This window comes from Streptomyces sp. NPDC046308, assembly GCF_055588065.1.
In genome coordinates this window covers 1,376,912-1,401,243 of record NZ_JBVJFB010000001.1, presented here as the reverse complement: position 1 = coordinate 1,401,243, position 24,332 = coordinate 1,376,912, and the positions used below count along the sequence as shown (strand labels likewise).

Here is a 24,332-nt window from a genome sequence, read left to right as displayed (position 1 = left end):
GGCGGGGGTCCGGGCCTCGGGGGCCGTGCCGGGGCGTGTCAGAGGACGTCGGCGGCGATGTTGGCGGCGACCTGCTCCAGCAGGGGACCCGCGTTCGGGATGGACTTCGCCGGATCGGGCTCCAGGTCCGTGAGCGGGTACGCCTTGCGGATGCCGGCGGCCTCCAGGGCCTCCTGGCCCAGCAGCAGTCGGCCGCACACCGCCACCACGGGCTTGCCCGCCGCGCGAGCCGCGGCCGCGACGCCCGCCGGTGCCTTGCCGTGCAGGGTCTGCTCGTCCAGCGAGCCCTCACCCGTGATGACCAGCGTGGCCCGCTCCAGGGCCGGCGCGAAGCCCAGCACCTCCAGCATCAGCTCGATGCCGGGACGGAACGTGGCACCGAGCAGCAGGGCGCCGTAGCCGATGCCGCCGGCGCCGCCCGCACCCGGGAGCACCGCGCACTCCGCGGCCTTCGCGCCGATCGACTTCTCCAGCACCACCGCGAAGTGCGCCAGCGCCGCGTCGAGCGTCGCCACGTCCTCGGGCGAGGCGCCCTTCTGCGGGCCGTAGACCGCCGGGGCGCCCTTCGGGCCGGTCAGCGGGTTGTCCACGTCGCTCGCGAGGACGAACTCCACCTCCGCGAAGCGCGGGTCCACACCGGACAGGTCGGCCGAGGCCAGGTCGGCCAGCGCGCCGCCGCCCGGACCGACCGGTTCGCCGTTCGCGTCCAGGAACACCGCGCCCAGCGCGGCCAGCATGCCGGCGCCGCCGTCGGTGGTGGCGCTGCCGCCCACACCGAAGACGATCGAGCGCGCGCCCGCGTCCAGCGCGGCCTTCAGCAGCTCGCCCGAGCCGTACGTGGTCGCCGTCAGCGGGGCGAAGGTGCCCGCCGGCAGCAGCTGCAGCCCCGAGGCCTCCGCCATCTCGACCACCGCGGTGCCCTCGCGCAGCGCGAAAGCGGCCGTGACCTGGTCGCCGAGGGGTCCGGTGACCCGTACCTCCCGACGCTCGAAACCGGCCGCCACGGCGGCCGCGACCGTACCGTCGCCGCCGTCCGCGACGGGGAGGGTCTCGATCTCCACGCCCGGTACCGCCGAGCGGAGCCCGGCCGTCACCCGCTCCGCGACCTGAACGGCCGTGAGCGAGCCCTTGAATTTGTCCGCGGCGATGAGCACGCGCGCGGCCTCAGTTACTGCTCCGTCCGTCACCTTGCTATTCCCTTGCTATCGAACAGTGCAGTCGCGCCGCCATGAGCTTATCCGGAGGATCCTCCTATGCCCATGAGTGGCCTGGGCCACACGCGGCGCGGCATGCCCCTAAATAGGGATATACGCCTGCATAGTGTGGCCGCATGAGCGCGGAATCACTGGAACAGGCACGTCCGGACACCACGGGAGGGGGATCCGACGGTCCCGCGGACGGCGCGCCCGACCACTCCGCCTGAAGTCCCGCAGACGGCCACCATCCTGGTCGCGCTGCCCTTCGTCATCGTCATGCTGCTGCTCTGCTGGGCCCTGGTGAAGGAACTCCGCGAGGACCCCGGCGCCGGACCCGCCCGCCACCACGCCCTGCACGGGATGCGGGACGCCGTCCGGGCCATGGTCGGCGACGCCCTCACCGAGCAGGGCCCGACCGTCACCCGCGGCTGCGGCGCGTCGCCGGGTCCAAGGGCCCGGGTCGCGGGGACGGACCCGACGGCCCCGGTGCGTGATCTCGGTAGGGTGGCGGAGTGACCACCACGGATGACTTCGCCACGTACATCGCGAGCCTGCCCAAGGTGCTGGCCGGCGCGGCCGCCCTCTACCGGGACGCCGAGGGCAGGGTCCTGCTCGTCGAGCCCAACTACCGTGAGGGATGGACCCTGCCGGGCGGCACGATCGAGTCGGACCAGGGCGAGTCGCCGCGTACCGCCGCCCGCCGCGAGAGCGCCGAGGAGATCGGCCTCGACCTCCCGCTCGGCCGGCTGCTCGCGGTCGACTGGTCCCTCGGCGAGGGCCGCCCCCCGCTGGTCGCGTACGTCTACGACGGCGGCGTCCTCGACGCCGGACAGCTCGCCTCGATCAGGCTCCAGGAGGAGGAGCTGATCTCCTGGCGGCTCGTCGACCCCGCCGAACTCACCGCCTACCTCCCCGGATCGCTCGGCCGGCGCACCGAGGAGGCCTGCCGGGTCCTGCTGTCGGGCGAGGGCACCGTGGAACTGGAGAACGGCCGCCGCCCGGGCGCTTCGTGACCACGAGGCCTACTTCGAGCAGGACAGAATCAGCTGATGATCACGATGTACGCCTGGCCCAGCACCGCCGACGGGCCCGACGCCCTTCCCATGGTCCACTTCACGACCGACCAGCAGTCCGCAGGCGAGGTGACCCCCGACGGGATGCCGGTCTGGATGTTCGACACCGCCATCCGCGAGGGCGGCTGGTCCCGGTTCACCGACTTCGACGGCTGGTCCGTGCCCGCAGCCGAATGGCGGGCCCTGTACCGCCGCGAGGACGACCTGCTCGCCGTCAGCGGTCCCGGCTCCTGCGAGGGCTGGTACGAGGGCAACCTGGGCGCCGACGCCGAATGGGTGGCGGCGGCCGCCGCTCAGCAGAGCGTCGTCCTGCTCGCCGCCCCCGTCCAGCACCCCTCGCTCTACGGCTACGCCGTGGAAGCGGGCGCGGCCTTCGCGCTGCTCGTCCCGCTCCTCGTCGTCTGAGCCCGCAGGGGCGGGTCAGGCCAGGAGCTTGGCCTTCGCGCGGTCGAACTCCTCCTGGGTGATGTCGCCCTTGTCCTTCAGGGCGGACAGCTTGTGCAGCTCGTCCGCCGAACCGCCGCCGGGGCCCGCCGCCTGCTGCACGTACTGCCGGAAGGCCGCCTCGTTCTCCTGGGCCTGCTTCACATCCCGCTCGCCCATGCTCCTCCCGCGCGCGATGAGGTAGACGAACACACCGAGGAACGGCAGCAGCAGCACGAAGATGAGCCATCCCGCCTTCGCCCAGCCGTTGAGGCTGTGGTCACGGAACAGGTCCGTGATGACCTTGAAGAGCAGGAAGAACCACATGATCCACAGGAACAGCCACAACATCGTCCAGAAGATGTTGAGAAGCGGGTAGTCGTCCATGCCCGGCTCCGATCTTGTAGCGGTCCCTCCTTCATACGCCCGCCCCGACGCGTGCGCATGCGGAGCGCGACCGTCGGGGTGCGCCGGGTGGTGACCCACCTCAGGCCGGCTCGCGCCCCACGGAGATGGGCTCCGCGCAGTCCTGGGCGAACGGCGCCCCCGCGACGCGACGTTGCAGCGCGGACTAGAGCAGCCGGTCCTGGAGCGGCTCACCGGCCTCGAAGGCCAGCAGCCGCACCTTCCGGTCGAGGCCGCCGCCGTAGCCCGTCATGCCGCCCGAGGCGCCGATCACCCGGTGGCACGGCACGATGATGCCGACCGGGTTCTTGCCGTTGGCCAGACCCACCGCGCGCGACGCGTTCGGCTTGCCCAGCCTGGCCGCGAGCTCCCCGTACGACCAGGTCTCGCCGTACGGGATGCGCACGAGCTGCTCCCAGACGCTGCGCTGGAAATCGGTGCCCTCCAGACGCAGCGGCAGGTCGAACTCCGTGAGCTCCCCGGCGAAGTACGCGGCCAGCTGGCGCACCACTTCGGGGAAGGGCTCCTCGGACGCGGCGACCCGCTCCCCGAAGGACTCCTCGGCCGGCCGGTGGCGCTGGTCCGTCATGTAGAGGCCGCTGAGGACGCCGTCCGTGGCGACCAGGGTGAGCGGGCCGTAGGGGCTGTCGACGACGGCGTGCCGCTTGGCGCTGATCACGGTGTCTCGCATGGTGTGCTCCTCAGACGGGCAGGTGGTTGATCGGGTGGGCGTCGGTGGCCCACAGATACTGCACGGCGTACGCGCGCCAGGGCCGCCAGGCGGCCGCGCGGGCGGTCAGCGCGGCCGGACCGGCCGGCAGCCCGAGGCCGCCCGCCGCCCGCCGCACCCCCAGATCGGACGGCAGGAACGCGTCCGGGTCGCCGAGCGCCCGCATCGCGATGATCTCGGTGGTCCACGGGCCGAAGCCGGGCAGCGCCGAAAGCTGCGCCCGCGCCGCCTCCCAGTCGCTGTCGAAGCCGAGGGGCAGCGAACCGTCCGCGAGCGCCGAGACCAGGGTGGTCAGCGTCGTACGGCGGCTGCGCGGCAGGGCCAGGGCCTCCGGGTCCAGGGCGGCGAGCGCCTGCGGGGAGGGGAAGAGGTGCGTCAGCCCGCCCAAGGGGTCCTCGACGCGCTCGCCGTACGCGGTCACCAGCCGCGCCGCGTGCGTGCGCGCCGCCGCGGTGGAGACCTGCTGACCCAGGACCGCCCGTACGGCGAACTCCTGAGCGTCGACCGTACGGGGGACCCGGCGTCCGGGGGCCTTGTCCACGAGCGGGGCCAGCAGCGGGTCGGAGCGCAGCTGCTCGTCGACCGCCTCCGGGTCGGCGTCCAGGTCGAGCATCCACCGGCAGCGGCTGATGGCGATCGTGAGGTCGCGCAGGTCGGTCAGGGCGAGGCGGCAGGCGATGTGGTCGGGCCGCGGGGCCAGGGCGACGATCCCGGTGCCGTGGGGGAGGCGCAGGGTGCGGCGGTAGGCGCCGTCACGCCACTCCTCGACGCCGGGGACGGCGGTCGCGGCGAGGTGGCCGAAGAGGTTGTCGGGGGTCAGGGGGGCCCGGAACGGCAGCCGCAGGCTGATCGTCCCCGGGATCCGGGGCGGGTCGTTCTTGTGGCGGCCGGCCTTCACGGCCCGTTCCCGCAGGTCGCTCGGGGACAGGGCGAAGACCTCGCGGACGGTGTCGTTGAAGGTACGGATGGAGGAGAAGCCGGCCGCGAAGGCCACGTCGCCCATGGGCAGCTCGGAGGTCTCGATGAGCAGCCGGGCGGTCTGCGCGCGCTGGGCCCTCGCGAGGGCGAGCGGGCCGGCCCCGAGCTCGGCGTTGAGCTGCCGCTCCACCTGACGGGTGGAGTACCCGAGCCTCGTCGCGAGGCCCGGTACGCCCTCCCGGTCGACGACTCCGTCCTGGATCAGGCGCATCGCGCGTGCGACGGCGTCGGCCCGTGCGTTCCACTCAGGCGAGCCGGGGCTGGTGTCGGGCCGGCACCGCTTGCAGGCCCGGAACCCCGCCTGCTGACAGGCGGCGGCGCTGGGCAGGAAGGTCATGTTCTCGACCTTCGGCGGCACGGCGGGGCAGCTGGGCCGGCAGTAGATCCGGGTGGTCAGCACGGCGGTGAAGAACCAGCCGTCGAAGCGGGCGTCCTTCGACTGCACGGCCCTCACGCAGCGCTCGGTATCGGTGTGCATGGCTCCAGGATCGGGGGCGGAGTCGCCTGCGGCTGGCGGTTTTCCGACATCAAGCCTACGCCGGGGCCGGGGGCTCGACGGGGGGCCGGGCGGGGGCGCCGCGGGACCGGGTGCGGCGGCGGGGCGGGGGTCGCCCGGGGTAGGCATGATTTATGGCCCCACGGGGAGTCGGAAAGCGTCCCGGGACAGAGGGCCAACAAATCACGTTTTACACCCCGGACGACCCCCGCCCCACCACCACACCCGGCCCCGCGGCACCCCCGCCCTCAGGCACGTGTACCGGTGGCGGGACGGCGGGAGGGGTCGGCGGTGGGGCGGGGAGTGTCCGGGGTGTAAAACGTGATTTGTGGCCCGATTCGCCCCGCGCTGTGCAATGTGGCTCGGGGGCCATAAATCATGCCTACCCCGGACACTCCCCGCCCCGCCGCCGACCCCGGACCAGGGAGACCCCGCACAGCACAGAAGAGGGCCCCCGGATGCCCAAGGCATCCGGGGGCCCTCATACAGCTGAGCTCAGCGCAGCGTAGCCGCTCGGGCCTCGCGCCTGTTGTGGCGGAACGTGTTCGCCCGGCGGGTCGTCGCGAACAGCGGAATCGTCGCCGCCATCGCGATCTGCAGGGCGCAGCCGGTCTGGAGCAGCAGCTGACCGCCCGGGGCGTCGAACGCCCAGGCCGCCAGCAGCCCCATCGCGCTGATGATCCAGCACAGCATCGCCACGGCGAGAACGCCCCGCGGCTTCGGGTACTCGACCCGGCTCACCATCAGCCAGGCCACCCCGATGATCGCCAGCAGGGTCGGCACGAACGGCAGCTCCAGCAGCACGATCGAGACGACCGTCAGCGCGCCGAAGGGGCTCGGCATGCCCTGGAACATGCCGTCCTTCATCGTCACGCAGCTGAATCTCGCGAGTCGCAGCACCACGGCGAGCAGCACCACGATCGCGGCCAGCGCCGACATCTTCTGGTGCGCGTCCACGGCGACCATGCCGTAGACGAGCACGAAGTAGGCCGGAGCCAGGCCGAAGCTGATCAGGTCGGACAGGTTGTCCAGCTCGGCACCCATCGGCGAGCTGCGCAGCTTGCGGGCCACGATGCCGTCGAAGAGGTCGAAGACCGCGGCGAGCAGCATCAGTATCACTGCCGTCGCGGCGCTGTTGCGGGCCATGCCCGACTCGCCACTGCCGGTGAGGTGCGGGATGAGGATCCCGGTGGTGGTGAAGTACACCGCCATGAATCCGCACGTCGCGTTGCCGAGCGTGAGGGTGTCCGCTATCGACAGCCGCAGCGAGAGCGGCATGTCGTCCTCTGCGGACTCCACCTCGGCAGGCTCGGGCACCCAGCCGGCGGCCGGAGTCTCAGGGTCAGTCACGGTCAATTCGTGTCACCCCCGCGGTGGTGGCCTGACCGACCTCGACCGCGACCTCGACTCCCTCGGGGAGGTAGATGTCGACGCGGGACCCGAAGCGGATCAGACCGATGCGTTCGCCCTGCTCCACCTTGGTGCCGGCCGGCAGGTACGGGACGATGCGACGGGCGACGGCGCCGGCGATCTGCACCATCTCGATGTCGCCGAGCTCGGTGTCGAAGTGCCAGACAACGCGCTCGTTGTTCTCGCTCTCCTTGTTGAACGCCGGGACGAATCCGCCGGGGATGTGCTCCACGGACGTCACCGTGCCCGCGAGGGGCGCGCGGTTGACGTGGACGTTCAGCGGGCTCATGAAGATCGCGACCCGGGTCCGTCCGTCCTTCCACGGCATGATGCTCTGCACCACACCGTCGGCGGGGGAGATGACACGGCCCTGAGCGATCTCACGCTCGGGGTCGCGGAAGAACCACAGCATGCCCGCGGCGAGCGCGGTTGCGGGCACGGCCGCCGCGGCCCAGCGTCCGGACTTGCGGGCCCGGGTGAGGCTGAGCGCCGCGGTGGCGACGGTCGGCAGAAGCCACGGCGATGCTCCGCGCGCGAGGCGTACGCCAAGGAGGCTGTCGCGAGGTGCAGAGGTTTGGCTGTGGGGCATGGATGACCTTCGTAGCGGGTGATTGCCGCGCCGCAAACAGGGGGACGGGACGGCGGCTTTACTGGAATGCTATCGGTTGCACGCAACAACTGGGCAAGCCAGAAGCCGAGTCGATGGCCGTCGGCCAGTGACTGATAGTGATCCTTTCGCGACGAACCCATGGATGATTCGCCGCAAAAGGGACTTTCAGCCCTGGAGTCGGTACTCCTCGAGCAGGCGTCGCCCGATGATCATTTTCTGGATCTCGGCGGTACCTTCACCGATCAGCAGCATCGGAGCTTCCCGGTAGAGACGCTCGATCTCGTACTCCTTCGAGAACCCGTATCCGCCGTGAATGCGGAAGGCGTCCTCGACCACCTCCTTGCAGTACTCGGAGGCGAGGTACTTCGCCATCCCTGCTTCGAGGTCGTTTCGTTCCCCGGAGTCCTTTTTGCGCGCTGCATTCACCATCATCGCATGGGCGGCTTCGACCTTGGTAGCCATCTCGGCCAGCTTGAACTGAATGGCCTGGTGTTCGGCGATCGCCTTGCCGAAAGTGTGACGTTGCTGGGCATAAGAGACACCCAGTTCGAAAGCACGCTGAGCGACGCCACAGCCACGCGCCGCCACGTTCACGCGGCCGACCTCGACCCCGTCCATCATTTGGTAAAACCCTCGGCCCGTCTGGCCTCCGAGGACCCGATTGGCCGGAATGCGCAGTCCGTCCATGATGAGCTCGGTCGTGTCGACGCCCTTGTAGCCCATCTTGTCGATCTTGCCCGGGATGGTCAGACCGGGACGGACCTCACCGAAGCCGGGCTCCTTCTCGACGAGGAAGGTCGTCATCGACTTGTGGGGCGCCGTGCCCTCGGGGTGGCCTTCGTCACTCCGGACGAGAACGGCCACCAGGGTGGAGCTGCCGCCGTTCGTCAGCCACATCTTCTGGCCGTTCAGGACGTACTCGTCGCCGTCCTTCACCGCCTTCGACGAGATGGCCGACACATCGGAGCCGAGCGCCGGCTCGGACATCGAGAACGCGCCGCGCACCTCGCCCAGCGCCATCCGGGGAAGGAAGTGGTCCTTCTGCTCCTGGGTGCCGTGCTGCTTGAGCATGTACGCCACGATGAAGTGGGTATTGATGATGCCCGAGACGGACATCCAGCCCCGCGCGATCTCCTCGACGCACAGGGCGTACGTGAGAAGGGACTCACCCAGGCCGCCGTACTCCTCCGGGATCATCAGCCCGAAGAGGCCGAGCTCCTTCAGACCGTCGACGATCTGCTGCGGGTACTCGTCGCGGTGCTCAAGCTCGGTCGCGACCGGGATGATCTCCTTGTCGACGAACTCCCGGACGGTCTTCAGGATCTCCCGCTGGACGTCCGTGAGCCCGGCGGTCTGGGCGAGTCGGGCCATGGCTACTTCTCCTGGGTCTTCAGCTGGGGGCGGCCGGGCTGCTCGCCGCCGCGCTCCTTGATGTACGTCTCGGTCGGGACCATCACCTTGCGCCGGAAGACGCAGACGAGGGTGCCGTCCTGCTTGTAGCCCTTGGTCTCCACGTAGACGATGCCGCGGTCGTTCTTCGACTTCGAAGGCGTCTTGTCGAGGACCGTGGTCTCGCCGTAGATCGTGTCGCCGTGGAAGGTCGGCGCCACGTGCCGCAGCGACTCGATCTCCAGGTTGGCGATGGCCTTCCCGGAGACGTCCGGCACGGACATGCCGAGCAGCAGCGAGTAGATGTAGTTGCCCACGACCACGTTCTTGCCGAAGTCGGTCGTGTTCTCGGCGTAATTGCTGTCCATGTGGAGCGGGTGGTGGTTCATGGTCAGCAGACAGAAGAGGTGGTCGTCGTACTCGGTGACGGTCTTTCCGGGCCAGTGCTTGTAGACCGCCCCGACCTCGAACTCTTCGTACGTGCGTCCGAACTGCATGGCCCTACGCCTCCGGGATCTCGAACTTGCTGGTGCGCTGCATGCCCGCGGCGCGGCCCTTGCCCGCGATGACCAGGGCCATCTTGCGGCTGGCCTCGTCGATCATCTCGTCGCCGAGCATCGCGGAGCCCTTCTTGCCGCCGGCCTCCGAGGTGCACCAGTCGTACGCGTCGAGGATCAGCTCGGCGTGGTCGTAGTCCTCCTGCGAGGGGGAGAAGACCTCGTTGGCCGCGTCGACCTGGCCGGGGTGGAGCACCCACTTGCCGTCGAAGCCCAGCGCCGCCGCCCGGCCGGCCACCTCGCGGTAGGCGTCCACGTCACGGATCTGGAGGAAGGGGCCGTCGATCGCCTGCAGGTTGTGCATGCGGGCCGCCATCAGGATCCGCATCAGGATGTAGTGGTAGGCGTCCGCGCCGTAGCCGGGCGGCTGCATGCCCACGACCAGCGACTTCATGTTGATGGAGGCCATGAAGTCGGCCGGGCCGAAGATGATGGTCTCCAGCCGGGGCGAGGCGGCGGCGATCTCGTCGACGTTCACCAGACCCTTGGCGTTCTCGATCTGCGCCTCGATGCCGATCTTGCCGACCTCGAAGCCCATGGTCTTCTCGATCTGCGTCAGCAGCAGGTCCAGGGCCACGACCTGCTGGGCGTCCTGCACCTTCGGCAGCATGATGCAGTCGAGGTTCTGGCCGGCGCCCTCGACCACCGTGATGACGTCGCGGTACGTCCAGTGCGTGGTCCAGTCGTTGACGCGCACGACCCGGGTCTTGCCCGTCCAGTCGCCGTTGTTCAGCGCGTCCACGATCGTGTGGCGGGCGCCTTCCTTGGCGAGCGGCGCGCAGGCGTCCTCCAGGTCCAGGAAGACCTGGTCGGCCGGCAGGCCCTGGGCCTTCTCCAGGAACCGCGGGTTCGAGCCGGGTACCGCGAGGCAGGAGCGACGCGGGCGAAGGCGGTTCACCGGGTGGACGGGCGTGGTCATGCGGGGACCTCCGTGCTTGCAACGAATTCGTTGTTCATGTCGAGGGGGGCGAGCTTGTTGGCCTTGCGGATCTCGTCGACGATACGTCCGATGATCTCCGTGATGCCGAAGTCCTTCGGGGTGAAGACGGCGGCGACGCCGGCCGCCTTCAGCGCCACGGCGTCCGCGTTCGGAATGATGCCGCCGACGATGACGGGGATGTCACCCGCCCCCGCCAGACGGAGCCGCTCCAGGACGTCCGGGACGAGGGCGCTGTGCGAGCCGGACAGGATGGACAGTCCCACGCAGTGCACGTCCTCGGCCAGCGCCGCGGAGGAGATCTCCTCCGGGGTCAGCCTGATGCCCTGGTAGACCACCTCGAAGCCCGCGTCGCGGGCCCGGACGGCGATCTGCTCGGCGCCGTTGGAGTGCCCGTCCAGGCCCGGCTTGCCGACCAGCAGGCGCAGCCGGCCCGAGCCGAGCTCGTCGGCGGTACGGGCCACCTTCGCGCGGACCTCGTGCATCGGCGTGCCGGGCTCGGCGGTGACCGCGACGGGGGCCGAGGAGACCCCGGTCGGGGCGCGGAACTCGCCGAACACCTCGCGCAGCGCGCCCGCCCACTCGCCCGTGGTGACACCGGCCCGGGCGCACTCCAGGGTGGCCTCCATCAGGTTCTCGGTGCCGGCCGCGGCCTCCTTGAGGCGCTCCAGGGCCTGCTGGGTGGTGGGGAAGACGTAGGGATCGCCGTTCCCCTGCCGGTCCGAGGACTCCTGACGCTCAGCCCGCCAGCGGACGATGCGCTCGACGGTGAGCGCCTCCGTTGCCGGGTCGACCGTCATGATGGCGCCGTCCAGGTCGGCCGTGAGCGGGTTCTCCTCGGTCTGCTGGAAGCAGTTGACGCCGACGATCTTGTCCTCGCCGGCCTCGATCCGCGCCCGCCGCTCGGCGTGCGAGGAGACCAGCTCGCCCTTGAGGTATCCGGACTCGACGGCGGCCATGGCGCCGCCCATCTCCTGGATCCGGTCGATCTCGGCCAGGCAGTCGGCGACCAGGGAGTCGACTTTGGCCTCGATGACGTGGGATCCGGCGAAGATGTCCTCATACTCCAGCAGGTCGCTCTCGTGGGCGAGGACCTGCTGGATGCGCAGCGACCACTGCTGGTCCCAGGGCCGGGGCAGGCCCAGCGCCTCGTTCCAGGCGGGCAGCTGCACCGCGCGGGCCCGGGCGTCCTTGGAGAGGGTGACCGCGAGCATCTCCAGCACGATGCGCTGGACGTTGTTCTCCGGCTGCGCCTCGGTCAGACCGAGCGAGTTGACCTGGACGCCGTACCGGAAGCGGCGCTGCTTGGCGTTCTCGATGCCGTAGCGCTCACGGGTGATCTTGTCCCAGATGCGGCCGAAGGCGCGCATCTTGCACATTTCCTCGATGAAGCGGACGCCCGCGTTCACGAAGAAGGAGATGCGGGCGACGACCTCGCCGAAGCGCTCTTCGGGCACCTGGCCCGAGTCGCGCACCGAGTCGAGGACCGCGATCGCCGTGGACATGGCGTACGAGATCTCCTGGACCGGGGTGGCCCCGGCCTCCTGGAGGTGGTACGAGCAGATGTTGATCGGGTTCCACTTGGGGATGTGGTTGACCGTGTACGCGATCATGTCCGTCGTCAGGCGGAGGGACGGTCCCGGCGGGAAGACGTGCGTCCCGCGCGAGAGGTACTCCTTGACGATGTCGTTCTGCGTGGTGCCCTGGAGCTGGGAGACGTCCGCTCCCTGCTCCTCGGCGGCCACCTGGTAGAGCGCCAGCAGCCACATGGCGGTGGCGTTGATCGTCATCGAGGTGTTCATCTGCTCCAGGGGGATGTCCTGGAACAGCCGTCGCATGTCGCCCAGATGGGAGACCGGGACCCCGACCCGGCCGACCTCGCCGCGGGCGAGGATGTGGTCGGGGTCGTAGCCGGTCTGGGTCGGCAGGTCGAAGGCGACCGACAGACCCGTCTGGCCCTTGGCGAGGTTGCGGCGGTACAGCTCGTTGGACGCCTCGGCCGTGGAGTGGCCGGCGTACGTCCGCATGAGCCACGGACGGTCCTTCTGGCGCTCTGTCATCTCAGGCGATCCTTATGGCCTTTGAGCCGACTCAGACGTTGCGGAAGCGGTTGATCGCGTCGAGGTGCTTGGCGCGCATCTCGTGGTCGCGCACGCCCAGGCCCTCCTCGGGGGCGAGTGCGAGGACGCCGACCTTGCCCTGGTGGAGGTTGCGGTGGACGTCGTAGGCGGCCTGCCCGGTGTCCTCCAGGGAGTAGACCTTCGACAGGGTGGGGTGGATCTTGCCCTTGGCGATCAGGCGGTTGGCCTCCCACGCCTCGCGGTAGTTGGCGAAGTGCGAGCCGATGATCCGCTTGAGCGACATCCACAGGTAGCGGTTGTCGTACTCGTGCATGTAGCCGGAGGTGGAGGCGCAGGTGGTGATCGTGCCGCCCTTGCGCGTGACGTAGACGCTCGCGCCGAAGGTCTCCCGGCCGGGGTGCTCGAAGACGATGTCGATGTCCTCGCCGCCGGTCAGCTCGCGGATGCGCTTGCCGAAGCGCTTCCACTCCTTGGGGTCCTGGGTCTGCTCGTCCTTCCAGAACTTGTAGCCCTCGGCGTTGCGGTCGATGACCGCGGTGGCGCCCATGGCCCGGCAGATGTCGGCCTTCTCGGGGGAGGAGACCACGCAGATCGGGTTGGCGCCGCCGGCGAGGGCGAACTGGGTGGCGTAGGAGCCGAGGCCGCCGCTGGCGCCCCAGATCAGGACGTTGTCGCCCTGCTTCATGCCGGCGCCGTTGCGGGAGACCAGCTGGCGGTAGGCGGTGGAGTTGACCAGGCCGGGGGAGGCGGCCTCCTCCCAGCTGAGGTGGTCCGGCTTGGGCATCAGCTGGTTCGACTTGACCAGGGCGATCTCCGCCAGGCCGCCGAAGTTCGTCTCGAAGCCCCAGATCCGCTGCTCGGGGTCGAGCATCGTGTCGTTGTGACCGTCGGAGGACTCCAGCTCGACCGACAGGCAGTGCGCGACGACCTCGTCGCCGGGCTTCCAGGCGTTGACGCCGGGGCCGGTGCGCAGCACGACGCCCGCGAGGTCGGAGCCGATGACGTGGTAGGGCAGGTCGTGGCGCTTGGTGAGCTCCGAAAGGCGCCCGTAGCGCTCCAGGAAGCTGAAGGTGGAGACCGGCTCGAAGATCGAGGTCCACACGGAGTTGTAGTTGACCGACGAGGCCATGACGGCCACGAGGGCCTCGCCCGGGCCCAGTTCCGGCACGGGGACGTTGTCCAGGTGGATGGACTTGCGCGGGTCCTTCTCGCGCGTCGTCAGCCCGGCGAACATCTCCGCCTCGTCCTTGTGCACGGTGATCGCACGGTACGAGTCGGGCAGCGGCAGGGCTGCGAAGTCTGCGGCGGTGGCGGACTGCGACTGAATCGCGTCCAGGATGTCCTTCACGGTAGAGCCTCCGGCGTAGCGCTGATGAGGGTGCGCTTGAGGTAATCGGGGTGCGTGGAGCGTGTGGTGTGTGCCGTCGGTCCGGCTGGTGCGGTGGTGCTGGGCGACGTCCCCGTGGTGGGGGGCGTGCGGGGCCTGGTGACGCAGGCATCCGGGGCGCGTTCCGCGCGGTGTGGGCGCGGGTCGCGGGGACATCCGGACGAGATTCAACGTATGGCACCCCGTGTCACCTAGCAAGGCACCGCGTGCCAAAACTTTCTCTCATTTGCCGATTGACCTGCACCGATGAGCGATGATCGATCAGAGTTACCGGCGAGTAGGGGCAAGCCGGACATACTCCGGACACAAAAAAGCGGCCGCCCCCGAAACGGGGGCGGCCGCTGTGACGAGCGTCGCCACGGGTGTCGCTACTTGGTGCGCAGGGCCTCTTCGATGGTCCGCATGACCTCGTCCAGCGGGGCGTCCGTGCGGGCCACCGCGACCAGCACCTCGCCCTCCGTGCGCACCGCCGCGGGCGCGGCCGGCGCGGTGCTCAGGGTGCGGCCCGCGCCGATCCCCGTCCCGAAGGTCTTCCGGACGATCGAGAAGGCGTGGTCCAGCTGCGCCTCCACGTCCCCCTGGCCGCCCGCCCGCAGCCAGCGCCGCAGCACGTGGTTGTGGGCGGTCACCACCGCGGAGGCGGCCACCTCGGCCAGCAGCGGGTCGTCGTTGCCGTCGTGGTGGTCGGTCTCGTCGAAATGGGCCAGCAGGTAGCGCGTGAACAGCCGCTCGTACCGGGCCACCGAGGCGATCTCCCGCTCCCGCAGCGCCGGCACCTCCCGGGTCAGCCGGTAGCGCTCCACCGACACCGCGGGCGAGGCGGCGTACATCTTCATGACTTCCTTGATCCCGCGGCACACCGTGTCGAGCGGGTGCTCGTGCGCCGGCGCCACGTCCAGGACGGCCTCGGCGCGGGTCAGGGTGTCGTCGTGGTCCGGGAAGATCGCCTCTTCCTTGGACCGGAAGTGCCGGAAGAAGGTCCGGCGCGCCACCCCGGCGGTCGCGGCGATCTCGTCGACCGTCGTCGCCTCGTACCCCTTGGTCGCGAACAGCTCCATGGCCGCGGCGGCGAGCTCGCGGCGCATCTTGAGCCGCTGTGCGGCCGCCTTGGTGCCGGCCGGGCTCTCCGGGGTGTCGGAGGCCGTGGCGGCGCGGGGCGAGGTCTTGGCGGGCTGGGACATAGAGCGAAAGTACTTCATTCGCGCAGGGGAGCGCGCCTGCGGGGGGTGGGAGAGGGGTGGATGCGGGGGAGAGCCCGCACTGGGCTCGGGAGGGTCAGTCCGCCGTGAGGGTCCGGCGGACCCGAGCAGCCCTCCCCACGCATCCGGCTCGTGGCCCGACCGGTTACCGGCGGGCGTACTCACGGAATCCGCGGCCGGTCTTCCGGCCCAGGCAGCCCGCCGCCACCAGGTGCTCCAGCAGCGGGGACGGGGCCAGGCCGGGGTCGCGGAACTCCTCGTGGAGGACCTTCTCGATGGCCAGCGAGACGTCGAGGCCGACCACGTCGAGGAGCTCGAAGGGCCCCATCGGGTAGCCGCCGCCCAGCTTCATCGCCGCGTCGATCTCGTCGATGCCGGCGTAGTGCTGCTCGACCATCTTGATCGCGTTGTTGAGGTACGGGAACAGCAGTGCGTTCACGATGAAGCCGGCCCGGTCCCCGCAGTCCACCGGGTGCTTGCGCACCTTCACGCAGATCTCGCGGACCGTGGCGTGCACGTCGTCGGCGGTCAGGACGGTCCGGACCACTTCGACCAGCTTCATCGCCGGCGCCGGGTTGAAGAAGTGCATGCCGATGACGTCCTGCGGGCGCGAGGTCACCCGGGCCACCGCGATCACCGGCAGCGAGGAGGTGGTCGTGGCGAGCACCGCACCCGGCTTGCAGACCTTGTCGAGGGTGGCGAACAGCTCCTGCTTGACCGCCAGGTCCTCGGCGACGGCCTCCACGGCCAGGTCCACCTCGGAGAAGGCGTCCAGCGAACCGGCCGGGGCGATCCGGTCCAGGGTCCGGTCCGCGGCCTCCTGCGTCAGCCGGCCCTTGGACACCGCACGGCCCAAGGACTTGCCGATGGCGGCCTTCGCCGCGTCCGCCTTCTCCTGGCTGCGGGCGGCCAGCACCACGTCGTAGCCGGCCTGGGCGAAGACCTGGGCGATGCCGCTCGCCATGGTGCCGGAGCCGGCCACGCCGACCGAGGCGACCGGACGGCCCGCACCGAGCAGGGAGCCGTCCGGCGGGGTCTGGAGGTCGCGGACGACGGTGGAGCTGCCGGCCGCCTCGTACGTGTAGAACCCGCGGCCCGCCTTCTGCCCGGTCAGGCCCGCGGCGGCGAGCTGCCCGAGGATCGGGGCCGGGGCGTGCAGCCGGTCGCCGGAGGAGGCGTACATGGCCTCCAGGACGGTCCGGGCGGTGTCCACGCCGATCAGGTCGAGCAGCGCGAGCGGGCCCATGGGCAGACCGCAGCCGAGCCGCATCGCCGCGTCGATGTCCTCGCGGGAGGCGTACTTCGCCTCGTACATGGCGGCGGCCTGGTTGAGGTAGCCGAAGAGCAGGCCGTCGGCGACGAAGCCGGGGCGGTCGCCGACCGCGACGGGCTCCTTGCCGAGGGCGCGCGCCAGCTCGGTGACCGCCTCCACGGCCGTCGGCGCGGTGAGCACGCAGGAGACGACCTCGACCAGCTTCATCGCCGGCGCCGGGTTGAAGAAGTGCAGGCCCAGCACGCGCTCGGGGCGCTGGGACTCGGCGGCGAGCCGGGTCACCGACAGGGCGTTGGTGCCCGTGGCCAGGACGGTGTCGGGGCGCACGATCGCGTCGAGCTCGCGGAGCACCTGCTGCTTGACCTCGTACGACTCGGGCACGACCTCGATCACGAGGTCGGCCTCGGCGGCGGCGGCCAGGTCGGTGAAAGTGCGGAAGCGGGCGAGCACGTCGGCCCGCTCCTGCTCGGTGAGGCGCTCCCGGGTGACGGAGCGCGCGGTGGCCGAGGCGAGGGAGGCGGCGGCGCGGCGGGCCGCGCTCTCGCTCACGTCGATGCCGATGACCTCGCGGCCGGCCCGGGCGAGGACCTCGGCGATGCCGGTGCCCATCGTGCCGAGGCCGACGACGGCGATGGTCTGGAGGGTGGGCTGACTGGACGGACGGTCCATCGAGGGACTCCAGTGGAAGAGGGTGACGACTGAGGGGCGCGCGCCGCACAGCGCGCGCTGGTGCCGTACGGAGAGCCGCGCGGAGACCCGTGGGGGAAGCCGTACGGAATGCCGTGCGGGATGCGGTGCGGTGAGGGTCCCCGAGGGAGAGGGCCCAAGGGAAAGAAGCCCGGCGGGAGAACCCGCAGGGATGGGCCCCGGAGGGCGGAACCGGCGGAACCCTGTCCCGGGGTCACGCCGTGCGAAGAACGAACCGACCGACACGAGGCGGCTGCGTCACCAGGCCGCCCTCGTACGTATTGCGTTACAAGGACAGTAACTCGTCGGTAACTGGTGCGCCAGAGCGCGGAGATGTGACCTGTACCGCCCAAATGTACCGATCATCGATCATCGATCAACCGCCGTCCCCGATCTCCCCGAACGCGGCGTGGCGACCCCCGTCCCGGCCTAGGGTGGCCGCGTGAACGACGTGCTGGAGCGCCTGCGGGCGGAGGCGGGGCGGTCCCCCGAGTACGAGGTCCTGCTCGTGGCCGGCCCCGACGACCTGGCGGCCTCCCTGACCACCGCCGGACTGCCCCTGTGGGCCCGCGAACTGGCCGCGTACCGGCTCGGCCTCGCGGGCGACCGGCGGGCCTTCGAGTCCCTCGTCCTGCTGCTCAACCACCGCGACCCGCCCCGCTGCGCGGCCGCCGCCGAGGCGCTCGCCGTCCTGGACGACCCGCGCACCGCCCGGGCGGCCGCGGCCCTCGCCACCAACGGGCTGCGCACGGCCTACGCCCTGCAGCCCGTCCGGCTGCTCACCGCCCTGCGCGCCCCCGAGTCCGTACCGGCCCTGGTGACCACCCTGTCGCGGCTGCTGTCCCCGAACGACCCGTACTGGCGGGTGGCCCTGGCCTGCGTGGAGGGGCTCGGCGCCCTCGCCGACCCCCGCGCACGCGAAGTCCTCACCCGCGCCCAGTCCCATCCCCGCCTCGCGGTGGCGGCGACGGCCGCCCTGCGCGCGCTCGCCTGATCAGCCCCGGAAGCCGAGCAGGCCGTGCAGGGCCGCGCCGCCCGCCGAGGGCGGCACCGCGCGCGTCGCCGCGGTCGGCTTCGGGGGCGCCTGGGCGGCGCAGGTGGCGTCCGCGGCCTGCCCCGTCCTCAGGTACGCCGACACCTTGTCGTCGAGGCACTTGTTGCCGCTGAGCGCGATGCCGTGGTTGCCGCCGCCCTCCTCGACGACCAGGGCCGAGCCCTTCAGCTTGTCCCGCATGCTGAGCGCGCCCGTGAACGGGGTCGCCGCGTCGTCCGTCGCCTGGAGGAGGAGGGCGGGCGGCAGATCGGCGTTGGCCACGTCCGGGGCCTCCAGCGGCTCCGTCGGCCAGAAGGCGCACGGGGCGTTGTACCAGGCGTTGTTCCAGGTCATGAACGGCGCCTTGGCGTGCGTGCGCCACATGTCCGCGCGCCACTGGTTCCAGTCCCGCGGCCAGGCCGAGTCCCGGCACTGCACCGCCGTGTAGACGCTGTAGCCGTTGCCCGCGGAGGGCTCCACCGCGCCGAACCGCTCGTACGCCGCCACCAGCGGCTTCGGGTCCTGCTTCAGCGCGTACGCCGCGAAGGCCTCGGCCAGGTTCGGCCAGTAGCCGTTGAAGTAGCCGCCGGGCATGAAGGTGTCCTCCAGCTCGGCCGCGCCCACCTTGCTGCCCGCCGGGGTCTCCCGCAGCGCCCCGCGCATCTCGTACCAGCGCTCCTCGACCGCCGCCGGGTCGGTGCCGAGCCCGTAGGTGGCGTCGTGCGCGGCCACCCAGGCCAGGAACGCCTTGTGGCGGGTGTCGAAGGCCTGGTCCTGGGCCAGGTTGTCCTCGTACCAGACCCCGCCCGGGTCGACCACGGAGTCCAGGACGAGCCGGTGCACCCGGCCCGGGTGGAGCTTGGCGTACACCGCGCCCAGGTAGGTGCCGTACGAGTAGCCGAAGTAGCTGATCCGCTCCGCGCCGAGGGCGGCGCGCAGCGCCTCGATGTCCTGAGCCGCCGCGACGGTGCCGATGTGGGGCAGCACGTCCGCGTGCTTGGCCTGGCAGGACTCGGCGAAGGCCCGCACGCGGTCAAGGTTGGCCCGCTCGGTCGCCTCGTCGTTCGGTACGGAGTCCGGCCGGACGGGGGCGAAGTGGCCGGCCGCGCAGTCGAGGGCGGGCTCGCTCTTGCCGACGCCCCGCGGGTCGAAGCCGATCACGTCGTACTGCGCGGCCACGTCCTTGGGCAGGGCGGAGGCGATGAACCCGGCCAGACTGCGGCCGCTGCCGCCCGGCCCGCCCGGGTTGACCAGCAGCGGCCCCTGGGAGGTGGCGGCGGTGTGGGGGACCCGGGTCAGCGCGAGGGAGATCTGGCGCCCGGCGGGCCGGGCGTGGTCGAGGGGGACCTTGAGGGAGGCGCACTGCAACGTGGGATAGCGCGGGGTCGCGCAGCCGGTCCACCGCAGCGCGGCGGCCCGCTCCGCCGCGGGGGCCGCGGTGACCGGGCTCGCGAGGGCGGCGGCGACGGTGGCGATCGACAGCAGGACAGCGGCGCGCTTCTTCAAGGGGTGCAGCATGGGGCCTCCCAGCCGAGGGTTCTGGGCGGAATCGTCCCGGAAACCGCGCCTGGAAGGCGGGATCTGGCTGCTTATTGGCCCGATGTGATGAGCCTTCAGCGGCCGTCCGAGGTCACAGCAGCGTCAGCTGCGTGGCCCCGGCGGGCGCCTCCTCGGCCGGGCGCTCGGGGGTGACGAGCCGGCGGGCCCCGCCGCGCCGGGACGGCCCGATGCCGAATTCGGCCGCGAGTTCGTGGACTTGGCGGGTGATCCGGCGCTGGTACCAGGTGGGGGCGTACGAGCCGCCCGCGTACATCCGCTCGTACCGCTCCACGAGGTGCGGGTGGTGCTCGCCGAGCCAGGCCGTGAACCACTCGCGGGCGCCGGGGCGCAGATGGAGTACCAGGGGTGTCACGGAGGTCGCCCAGGACTCGGCGATGGCGCGGACGGTCGCCCGCAGCTGCTCGGGGTGGTCCCCGAGGAAGGGGATCACCGGGGCCATCAGCACCCCGCACTCGATGCCGGCGTCCGTGAGCGTCCGTACGGCGCCCAGCCGCGCGGCGGGGGAGGGCGTGCCGGGCTCGACGGTCCGCCACAGCGGGGTGTCGGTGAAGCCGACGGAGACGGAGATCCCGACCTCGGTGAGCTCGGCGGCCTCCTGGAGGAGCGGGAGGTCGCGCAGGATCAGCGTGCCCTTGGTGAGGATGGAGAAGGGGTTGGCGTGGTCGCGCAGGGCCTCGATGATGCCGGGCATCAGCCGGTAGCGGCCCTCGGCGCGCTGGTAGCAGTCGACGTTGGTGCCCATGGCGATGTGCGCGCCGCTCCAGCGGGGCGAGCCGAGCTCGCGGCGCAGCAGCTCGGGGGCGTTGGTCTTGACGACGATCTGCGAGTCGAAGCCGATTCCGGTGTCGAGGTCGAGGTAGCTGTGCGTCTTGCGGGCGAAGCAGTACACGCAGGCGTGACTGCAGCCGCGGTAGGGGTTGACGGTCCATTCGAACGGCATGCGCGAGGCGCCGGGGACCCGGTTGACGATCGACCGGGCCCGCACCTCGTGGAAGGTGATCCCCCGGAACTCGGGGGTGTCGATCGTGCGGGTCACGACGGCGTCGGCCCCGAAGAGCGCGGCGGGCCCCGTGGCGCCCTCGGTCAGGTTGTCCCAGCGCATGAGCGCCTCCCTCGGTAGCTCTGTCCCGAGAATAGAACAAACGTTCCCATGATCGTGCGGTGTGGGAAACGCGCTGGTCAGCGGCCGGACGGTGTGCCACTCTGCGCGGCATGGCGCGATACGGACTGACCGTGTGTCTCCCGGGCGAGGCCCGGCACCGGCTGGAGGAGGCGGTCGCCGAGGCGATGGAGCCCTTCCGCATGGAGGGGGACCGGCCCTACTCGGACGACTTGTGGATCTGGGACCACTGGCGGATCGCCGGAGGGGCCGCCGGATGGGGGCACCGCGTCCTGCCGCAGTACGAGGGGGACGCCCGGCTCGTCCACGACCAGCCGCTGTGGGACGGCACCCGGGAACCGAGCCGCCCCGGCCGGTGCGCGGGCGGACCGCGCGGGCTCCTCGTCGTGTCCGAGCCGCGCGAGCGCGCCGCGCGGCTCGCCGGCGTCGTCTGGGACGGCTGGCACGAGCTGCTGCGCACCCACCCGCCCGGCCGGCCGTGGAAGGAGTTCGAACCGGTCCGACCGCCAGGGGTGGATCCGCACGCGTACGCCGAGCGGTACCGGGCGTCCCATGCCGTCTACCTCGCCCAGACCCCCGCCGCCGCGTTCCGCGCGTGGACGGCCGGGCTGCCGCTCGACCCCGCGGACGAGGAGTTCCGGTTCGCCCTCCTGGACCCCGCCGACCCCCGCCGGTGGGTCGGCGAGCGCACCCGGGAGGAGTTCGTCGCACGCGAGGCCGAGCGGGCCACCGGACCGTACAACCTCCTCACCCTCGACGGCTGGTGGTGGGAGGAGGGGTGCCGGCCCGTCCACGGAGCCTGCGACGACCCCGCGATCTGCCCGCACACCCCGCCGGCCGCCCCCGGTCCCCTGGGCACCGCGGCCCACCTCGCGGGGCTGCCGGACGACACCCTCCTGGTGTACGTCCGCTGCCACGTCTGACCCGGATTTGGGCCACCGCCCCGGAGGTGGTTGGCTTCGCCGTGACGAGCGGACACAACTGCTGGAGGAACAGGCATGGCGCAGGTCGAGGCCACCACGGAGCGCATCATCGGAGCCGACGCGGAGACGGTCTTCGACACGCTGGCGGACTACAGCGGAACCCGGCAGAAGCTGCTGCCCGAGCACTTCAGCGAGTACGAGGTGCGCGAGGGCGGCGACGGCGAGGGCACCCTCGTGCACTGGAAGCTCCAGGCCACCAGCAAGCGCGTGCGCGACTGCCTGCTGGAGGTCACCGAGCCCACCGACGGGCAGCTCGTGGAGAAGGACCGCAACTCCTCCATGGTCACCACCTGGGTGGTCACCCCGGCCGGCGAGGGCAAGTCCAAGGCCGTCGTCACCACCGTGTGGAACGGCGCAGGCGGCATCGGCGGCTTCTTCGAGCGCACCTTCGCGCCCAAGGGCCTCGCCCGCATCTACGACACCCTGCTGGCCAACCTCGCCGCCGAAGTCGAGGCCTGAGCCCGGCCGTTGCCGGTGGGGCCGGGTACCCGGCCTCACCGGATCGGGTGAACTGAACGGACCCGCCGGGGCCGGGCGTGGCCCCGGGCCGGGGAAGGGCGCTGCGGTTAGGGTGGGGCCCTGCGCATCCGACCGCACGGGGGCCCGATGAAGATCCTCATCTCCGCCGACATGGAAGGCGCCACCGGCGTCACCTGGCCCGCCGACGTGCTGCCCGGCACCCCCCAGTGGGAACGCTGCCGGTCCCTGTTCACCTCCGACGTGAACGCCGCCGTGCTCGGCTTCCACGACGGCGGCGCCGACCAGGTCGTCATCAACGAGGCGCACTGGACCATGCGCAACCTGCTGCTGGAACGGCTCGACGCCCGCGCGGAAATGCTCACCGGCCGCCACAAGACCCTCTCCATGGTCGAGGGCGTCCAGCACGGCGACGTCGACGGCATCGCCTTCGTCGGCTACCACACCGGCGCCGGCACCGAGGGCGTCCTCGCCCACACCTACCTGGCCAACTCCATCACCGGGGTCTGGGTCAACCAGGTCCGCGCCAGCGAGGGGCTGCTCAACGCGCACGTCGTCGCCGAGTACGGCGTCCCCGTCGTCCTCGTCACCGGCGACGACCTGACCTGCGTCGACGCGGCCGGCTACGCCCCCGACGCGGTGACCGTCGCGGTCAAGGACCACGTCTCGCGCTACGCCGCCGTCTGCCGGACCCCCGCCCGCACCGCCGCCGACATCCGGGCCGCCGCCAAGGAGGCAGCCGCCCTCGCCGTACGGTACGAGCCGGTCCGCGGCGGCCCGTTCACCGTGGAGCTGGAGTTCGACGCCGAGCACCTGGCCATGACCGCGACGGTGGTCCCGGGCGTCGAGCAGTGCGGGGAACGCAGGGTCGCGTACACCAGCGAGACGATGTACGAGGGGATCCGCGCCTTCAAGGCGGTCACGACGGTCGTCTCGGCGGCCGTGGAGGAGCAGTATGGCTGACATGCACGCAATCAATGACGGGGCGCTCGCGGAGGCCGTCGACGCCGTTGACGACGTGGCCCTCGACGAGGCCGTCGCCTTCACCTCGGACCTCATCCGCATCGACACCACCAACCGGGGCGGCGGCGACTGCCGCGAGCGTCCCGCCGCCGAATACGTCGCCGAGCGGCTCGCGGCGGCCGGCCTGGAGCCGGTCCTGCTGGAACGCACCCCGGGCCGCACCAACGTCGTCGCCCGGATCGAGGGCACCGATCCCGGCGCGGAGGCCCTCCTCGTCCACGGCCACCTCGACGTCGTCCCCGCCGAGGCCGCCGACTGGAGCGTGGACCCCTTCTCCGGCGAGATCCGCGACGGCGTGGTGTGGGGCCGCGGCGCCGTCGACATGAAGAACACGGACGCGATGGTGCTGGCCGTCGTACGGGCCTGGGCGCGGGCCGGAGCCAAGCCGCGACGGGACATCGTGATCGCCTACACCGCCGACGAGGAGGACAGCGCCGTCGACGGGTCGGGCTTCCTCGCGGACCACCACCCGCACCTCTTCGAGGGCTGCACGGAGGGCATCGGCGAGTCCGGCGCCTTCACCGTGCACACCGGCGCCGGCCGGCCGGCCCTCTACCCCATCGCCGCCGGCGAACGGGGCACGGCCTGGCTGAAGCTGACCGCGCGCGGCACCGCCGGCCACGGCTCGAAGCCCAACAAGGCCAACGCGGTCAGCCGGCTCGCCGCCGCCGTGGCGCGGATCGGCGCGTACGAGTGGCCGGTCCGGCTCACCGCCACCGTCGCCGCCTGCATCACCGAACTCGCCGCCCTCCAGGACCTGTCGGTCGACCCGCGCCGGCCCGGATTCGACCTCGACACGGTCCTCGGCAAGCTCGGCCCGGCCGCCGCCCTGGTCGAGGCGACTGTGCGCAACAGCGCCAACCCGACGATGCTGAGCGCCGGTTACAAGCTCAACGTGATCCCCGAGCACGCCACCGCCTACGTCGACGGGCGGATGCTGCCGGGCGGCGAGGAGGAGTTCACCGCCACCCTGAACGAGCTGACCGGCCCCGACGTGCACTGGGAGTTCCACCACCGGGAGGTGCCGCTCCAGGCCCCGGTGGACGGGCGGACGTACGCGATCCTGCGCGAGTCCGTCGAGCGGTTCGACCCGGACGGGCACGTGGTGCCCTTCTGCATGGCGGGCGGCACCGACGCCAAGCAGTTCTCCCGCCTCGGCATCACCGGCTACGGCTTCTCCCCGCTGAAGCTGCCGCCCGGCTTCGACTACTGGGCCCTCTTCCACGGTGTGGACGAGCGGGTCCCCGTCGAAGCCCTGCACTTCGGTGTCCGCGTACTCGACCACGCGCTGCGGTCCCTGTGAGC

At 71.4% G+C, this 24,332-nt stretch carries 22 protein-coding genes and 1 pseudogene; 8 read left to right on the top strand and 15 right to left on the bottom strand.

The features are described from left to right. Positions 1-38: 38 nt before the first annotated feature. On the bottom strand, positions 39-1,187 hold the full coding sequence (locus ACZ6JT_RS06160; RefSeq protein WP_469207648.1) for a glycerate kinase: 1,149 nt from the start codon (positions 1,185-1,187) through the stop codon (positions 39-41). Between the two features lie 243 nt (positions 1,188-1,430). On the opposite strand from ACZ6JT_RS06160, the pseudogene ACZ6JT_RS06155 reads away from it, so the two are divergent. From ACZ6JT_RS06155 to ACZ6JT_RS06145, 3 genes and pseudogenes are all read left to right on the top strand, one after another. Then, positions 1,431-1,690, top strand: a pseudogene (locus tag ACZ6JT_RS06155) (BCCT family transporter); the annotation flags it as partial. Positions 1,691-1,708: 18 nt separating this feature from the next. After that, the gene (locus ACZ6JT_RS06150) at positions 1,709-2,209 is read left to right on the top strand and encodes an NUDIX domain-containing protein (RefSeq protein ID WP_385816138.1); all 501 of its coding nucleotides are present in this window, start codon (positions 1,709-1,711) and stop codon (positions 2,207-2,209) included. Between the two features lie 36 nt (positions 2,210-2,245). Beyond that, positions 2,246-2,674, top strand: coding sequence for a hypothetical protein (locus ACZ6JT_RS06145; protein WP_376620428.1), 429 nt, complete (start codon positions 2,246-2,248; stop codon positions 2,672-2,674). A gap of 15 nt (positions 2,675-2,689) precedes the next feature. Here ACZ6JT_RS06145 and ACZ6JT_RS06140 read toward each other — a convergent pair whose 3' ends face one another. From ACZ6JT_RS06140 to ACZ6JT_RS06085, 12 genes are all read right to left on the bottom strand, one after another. Then, positions 2,690-3,079, bottom strand: coding sequence for an SHOCT domain-containing protein (locus ACZ6JT_RS06140; RefSeq protein WP_469207645.1), 390 nt, complete (start codon positions 3,077-3,079; stop codon positions 2,690-2,692). A gap of 184 nt (positions 3,080-3,263) precedes the next feature. Further along, positions 3,264-3,788 carry a methylated-DNA--[protein]-cysteine S-methyltransferase gene (locus ACZ6JT_RS06135; RefSeq protein WP_469207643.1) on the bottom strand — a complete coding sequence of 175 codons (525 nt, stop codon included), beginning with the start codon at positions 3,786-3,788 and terminating at the stop codon, positions 3,264-3,266. A gap of 10 nt (positions 3,789-3,798) precedes the next feature. Beyond that, positions 3,799-5,283 carry an AlkA N-terminal domain-containing protein gene (locus ACZ6JT_RS06130; RefSeq protein ID WP_469207641.1) on the bottom strand — a complete coding sequence of 495 codons (1,485 nt, stop codon included), beginning with the start codon at positions 5,281-5,283 and terminating at the stop codon, positions 3,799-3,801. A gap of 513 nt (positions 5,284-5,796) precedes the next feature. Continuing rightward, entirely contained in the window at positions 5,797-6,657 is an 861-nt protein-coding gene (gene pssA / locus ACZ6JT_RS06125) for a CDP-diacylglycerol--serine O-phosphatidyltransferase (RefSeq protein ID WP_469207639.1), read from the bottom strand. Next, the gene (locus ACZ6JT_RS06120) at positions 6,644-7,300 is read right to left on the bottom strand and encodes a phosphatidylserine decarboxylase (RefSeq protein WP_030010161.1); all 657 of its coding nucleotides are present in this window, start codon (positions 7,298-7,300) and stop codon (positions 6,644-6,646) included. Before ACZ6JT_RS06120 ends, pssA begins: the two co-directional genes overlap by 14 nt. A 186-nt stretch (positions 7,301-7,486) precedes the next feature. Then, entirely contained in the window at positions 7,487-8,692 is a 1,206-nt protein-coding gene (locus ACZ6JT_RS06115; RefSeq protein WP_030027413.1) for an acyl-CoA dehydrogenase family protein, read from the bottom strand. A gap of 2 nt (positions 8,693-8,694) precedes the next feature. Beyond that, positions 8,695-9,207, bottom strand: coding sequence for a MaoC family dehydratase (locus ACZ6JT_RS06110; protein WP_030715386.1), 513 nt, complete (start codon positions 9,205-9,207; stop codon positions 8,695-8,697). Positions 9,208-9,211: 4 nt separating this feature from the next. After that, a complete protein-coding gene (locus tag ACZ6JT_RS06105; RefSeq protein WP_249768874.1) occupies positions 9,212-10,186 on the bottom strand; it encodes an HpcH/HpaI aldolase/citrate lyase family protein in 975 nt (324 codons plus the stop codon). Then, complete coding sequence (locus ACZ6JT_RS06100) at positions 10,183-12,264, bottom strand: protein meaA (protein WP_469207635.1); 2,082 nt, start codon at positions 12,262-12,264, stop codon at positions 10,183-10,185. Before ACZ6JT_RS06100 ends, ACZ6JT_RS06105 begins: the two co-directional genes overlap by 4 nt. Positions 12,265-12,295: 31 nt before the next feature. Further along, entirely contained in the window at positions 12,296-13,633 is a 1,338-nt protein-coding gene (ccrA, locus tag ACZ6JT_RS06095) for a crotonyl-CoA carboxylase/reductase (protein ID WP_469207633.1), read from the bottom strand. 407 nt (positions 13,634-14,040) lie between these two features. Continuing rightward, positions 14,041-14,853, bottom strand: a complete 813-nt coding sequence (locus ACZ6JT_RS06090) for a TetR family transcriptional regulator (RefSeq protein WP_469207631.1) — start codon at positions 14,851-14,853, stop codon at positions 14,041-14,043. Positions 14,854-15,016: 163 nt separating this feature from the next. Continuing rightward, entirely contained in the window at positions 15,017-16,813 is a 1,797-nt protein-coding gene (locus tag ACZ6JT_RS06085) for a 3-hydroxyacyl-CoA dehydrogenase family protein (RefSeq protein ID WP_469207628.1), read from the bottom strand. Between the two features lie 460 nt (positions 16,814-17,273). Between ACZ6JT_RS06085 and ACZ6JT_RS06080 the strand changes: the two genes are divergently transcribed. Further along, positions 17,274-17,825 carry an adenylosuccinate lyase gene (locus ACZ6JT_RS06080; RefSeq protein WP_469207626.1) on the top strand — a complete coding sequence of 184 codons (552 nt, stop codon included), beginning with the start codon at positions 17,274-17,276 and terminating at the stop codon, positions 17,823-17,825. Here ACZ6JT_RS06080 and ACZ6JT_RS06075 read toward each other — a convergent pair whose 3' ends face one another. Next, on the bottom strand, positions 17,826-19,382 hold the full coding sequence (locus ACZ6JT_RS06075) for an alpha/beta hydrolase (RefSeq protein WP_469207625.1): 1,557 nt from the start codon (positions 19,380-19,382) through the stop codon (positions 17,826-17,828). A 112-nt stretch (positions 19,383-19,494) separates the two neighbouring features. After that, on the bottom strand, positions 19,495-20,526 hold the full coding sequence (locus tag ACZ6JT_RS06070) for an Rv2578c family radical SAM protein (protein ID WP_469207623.1): 1,032 nt from the start codon (positions 20,524-20,526) through the stop codon (positions 19,495-19,497). Positions 20,527-20,636: 110 nt separating this feature from the next. Here ACZ6JT_RS06070 and ACZ6JT_RS06065 point away from each other — a divergent pair, with 110 nt between their 5' ends. From ACZ6JT_RS06065 to ACZ6JT_RS06050, 4 genes are all read left to right on the top strand, one after another. Further along, on the top strand, positions 20,637-21,467 hold the full coding sequence (locus tag ACZ6JT_RS06065; protein WP_469207621.1) for a hypothetical protein: 831 nt from the start codon (positions 20,637-20,639) through the stop codon (positions 21,465-21,467). Between the two features lie 75 nt (positions 21,468-21,542). Then, positions 21,543-21,986, top strand: a complete 444-nt coding sequence (locus ACZ6JT_RS06060; protein WP_030715419.1) for an SRPBCC family protein — start codon at positions 21,543-21,545, stop codon at positions 21,984-21,986. Between the two features lie 147 nt (positions 21,987-22,133). Then, positions 22,134-22,967: a M55 family metallopeptidase gene (locus ACZ6JT_RS06055; RefSeq protein ID WP_469207619.1), complete on the top strand. Its 834-nt coding sequence runs from the start codon at positions 22,134-22,136 to the stop codon at positions 22,965-22,967. Between the two features lies 1 nt (position 22,968). After that, entirely contained in the window at positions 22,969-24,330 is a 1,362-nt protein-coding gene (locus ACZ6JT_RS06050) for a M20/M25/M40 family metallo-hydrolase (RefSeq protein ID WP_469207617.1), read from the top strand. Positions 24,331-24,332: the final 2 nt, after the last annotated feature.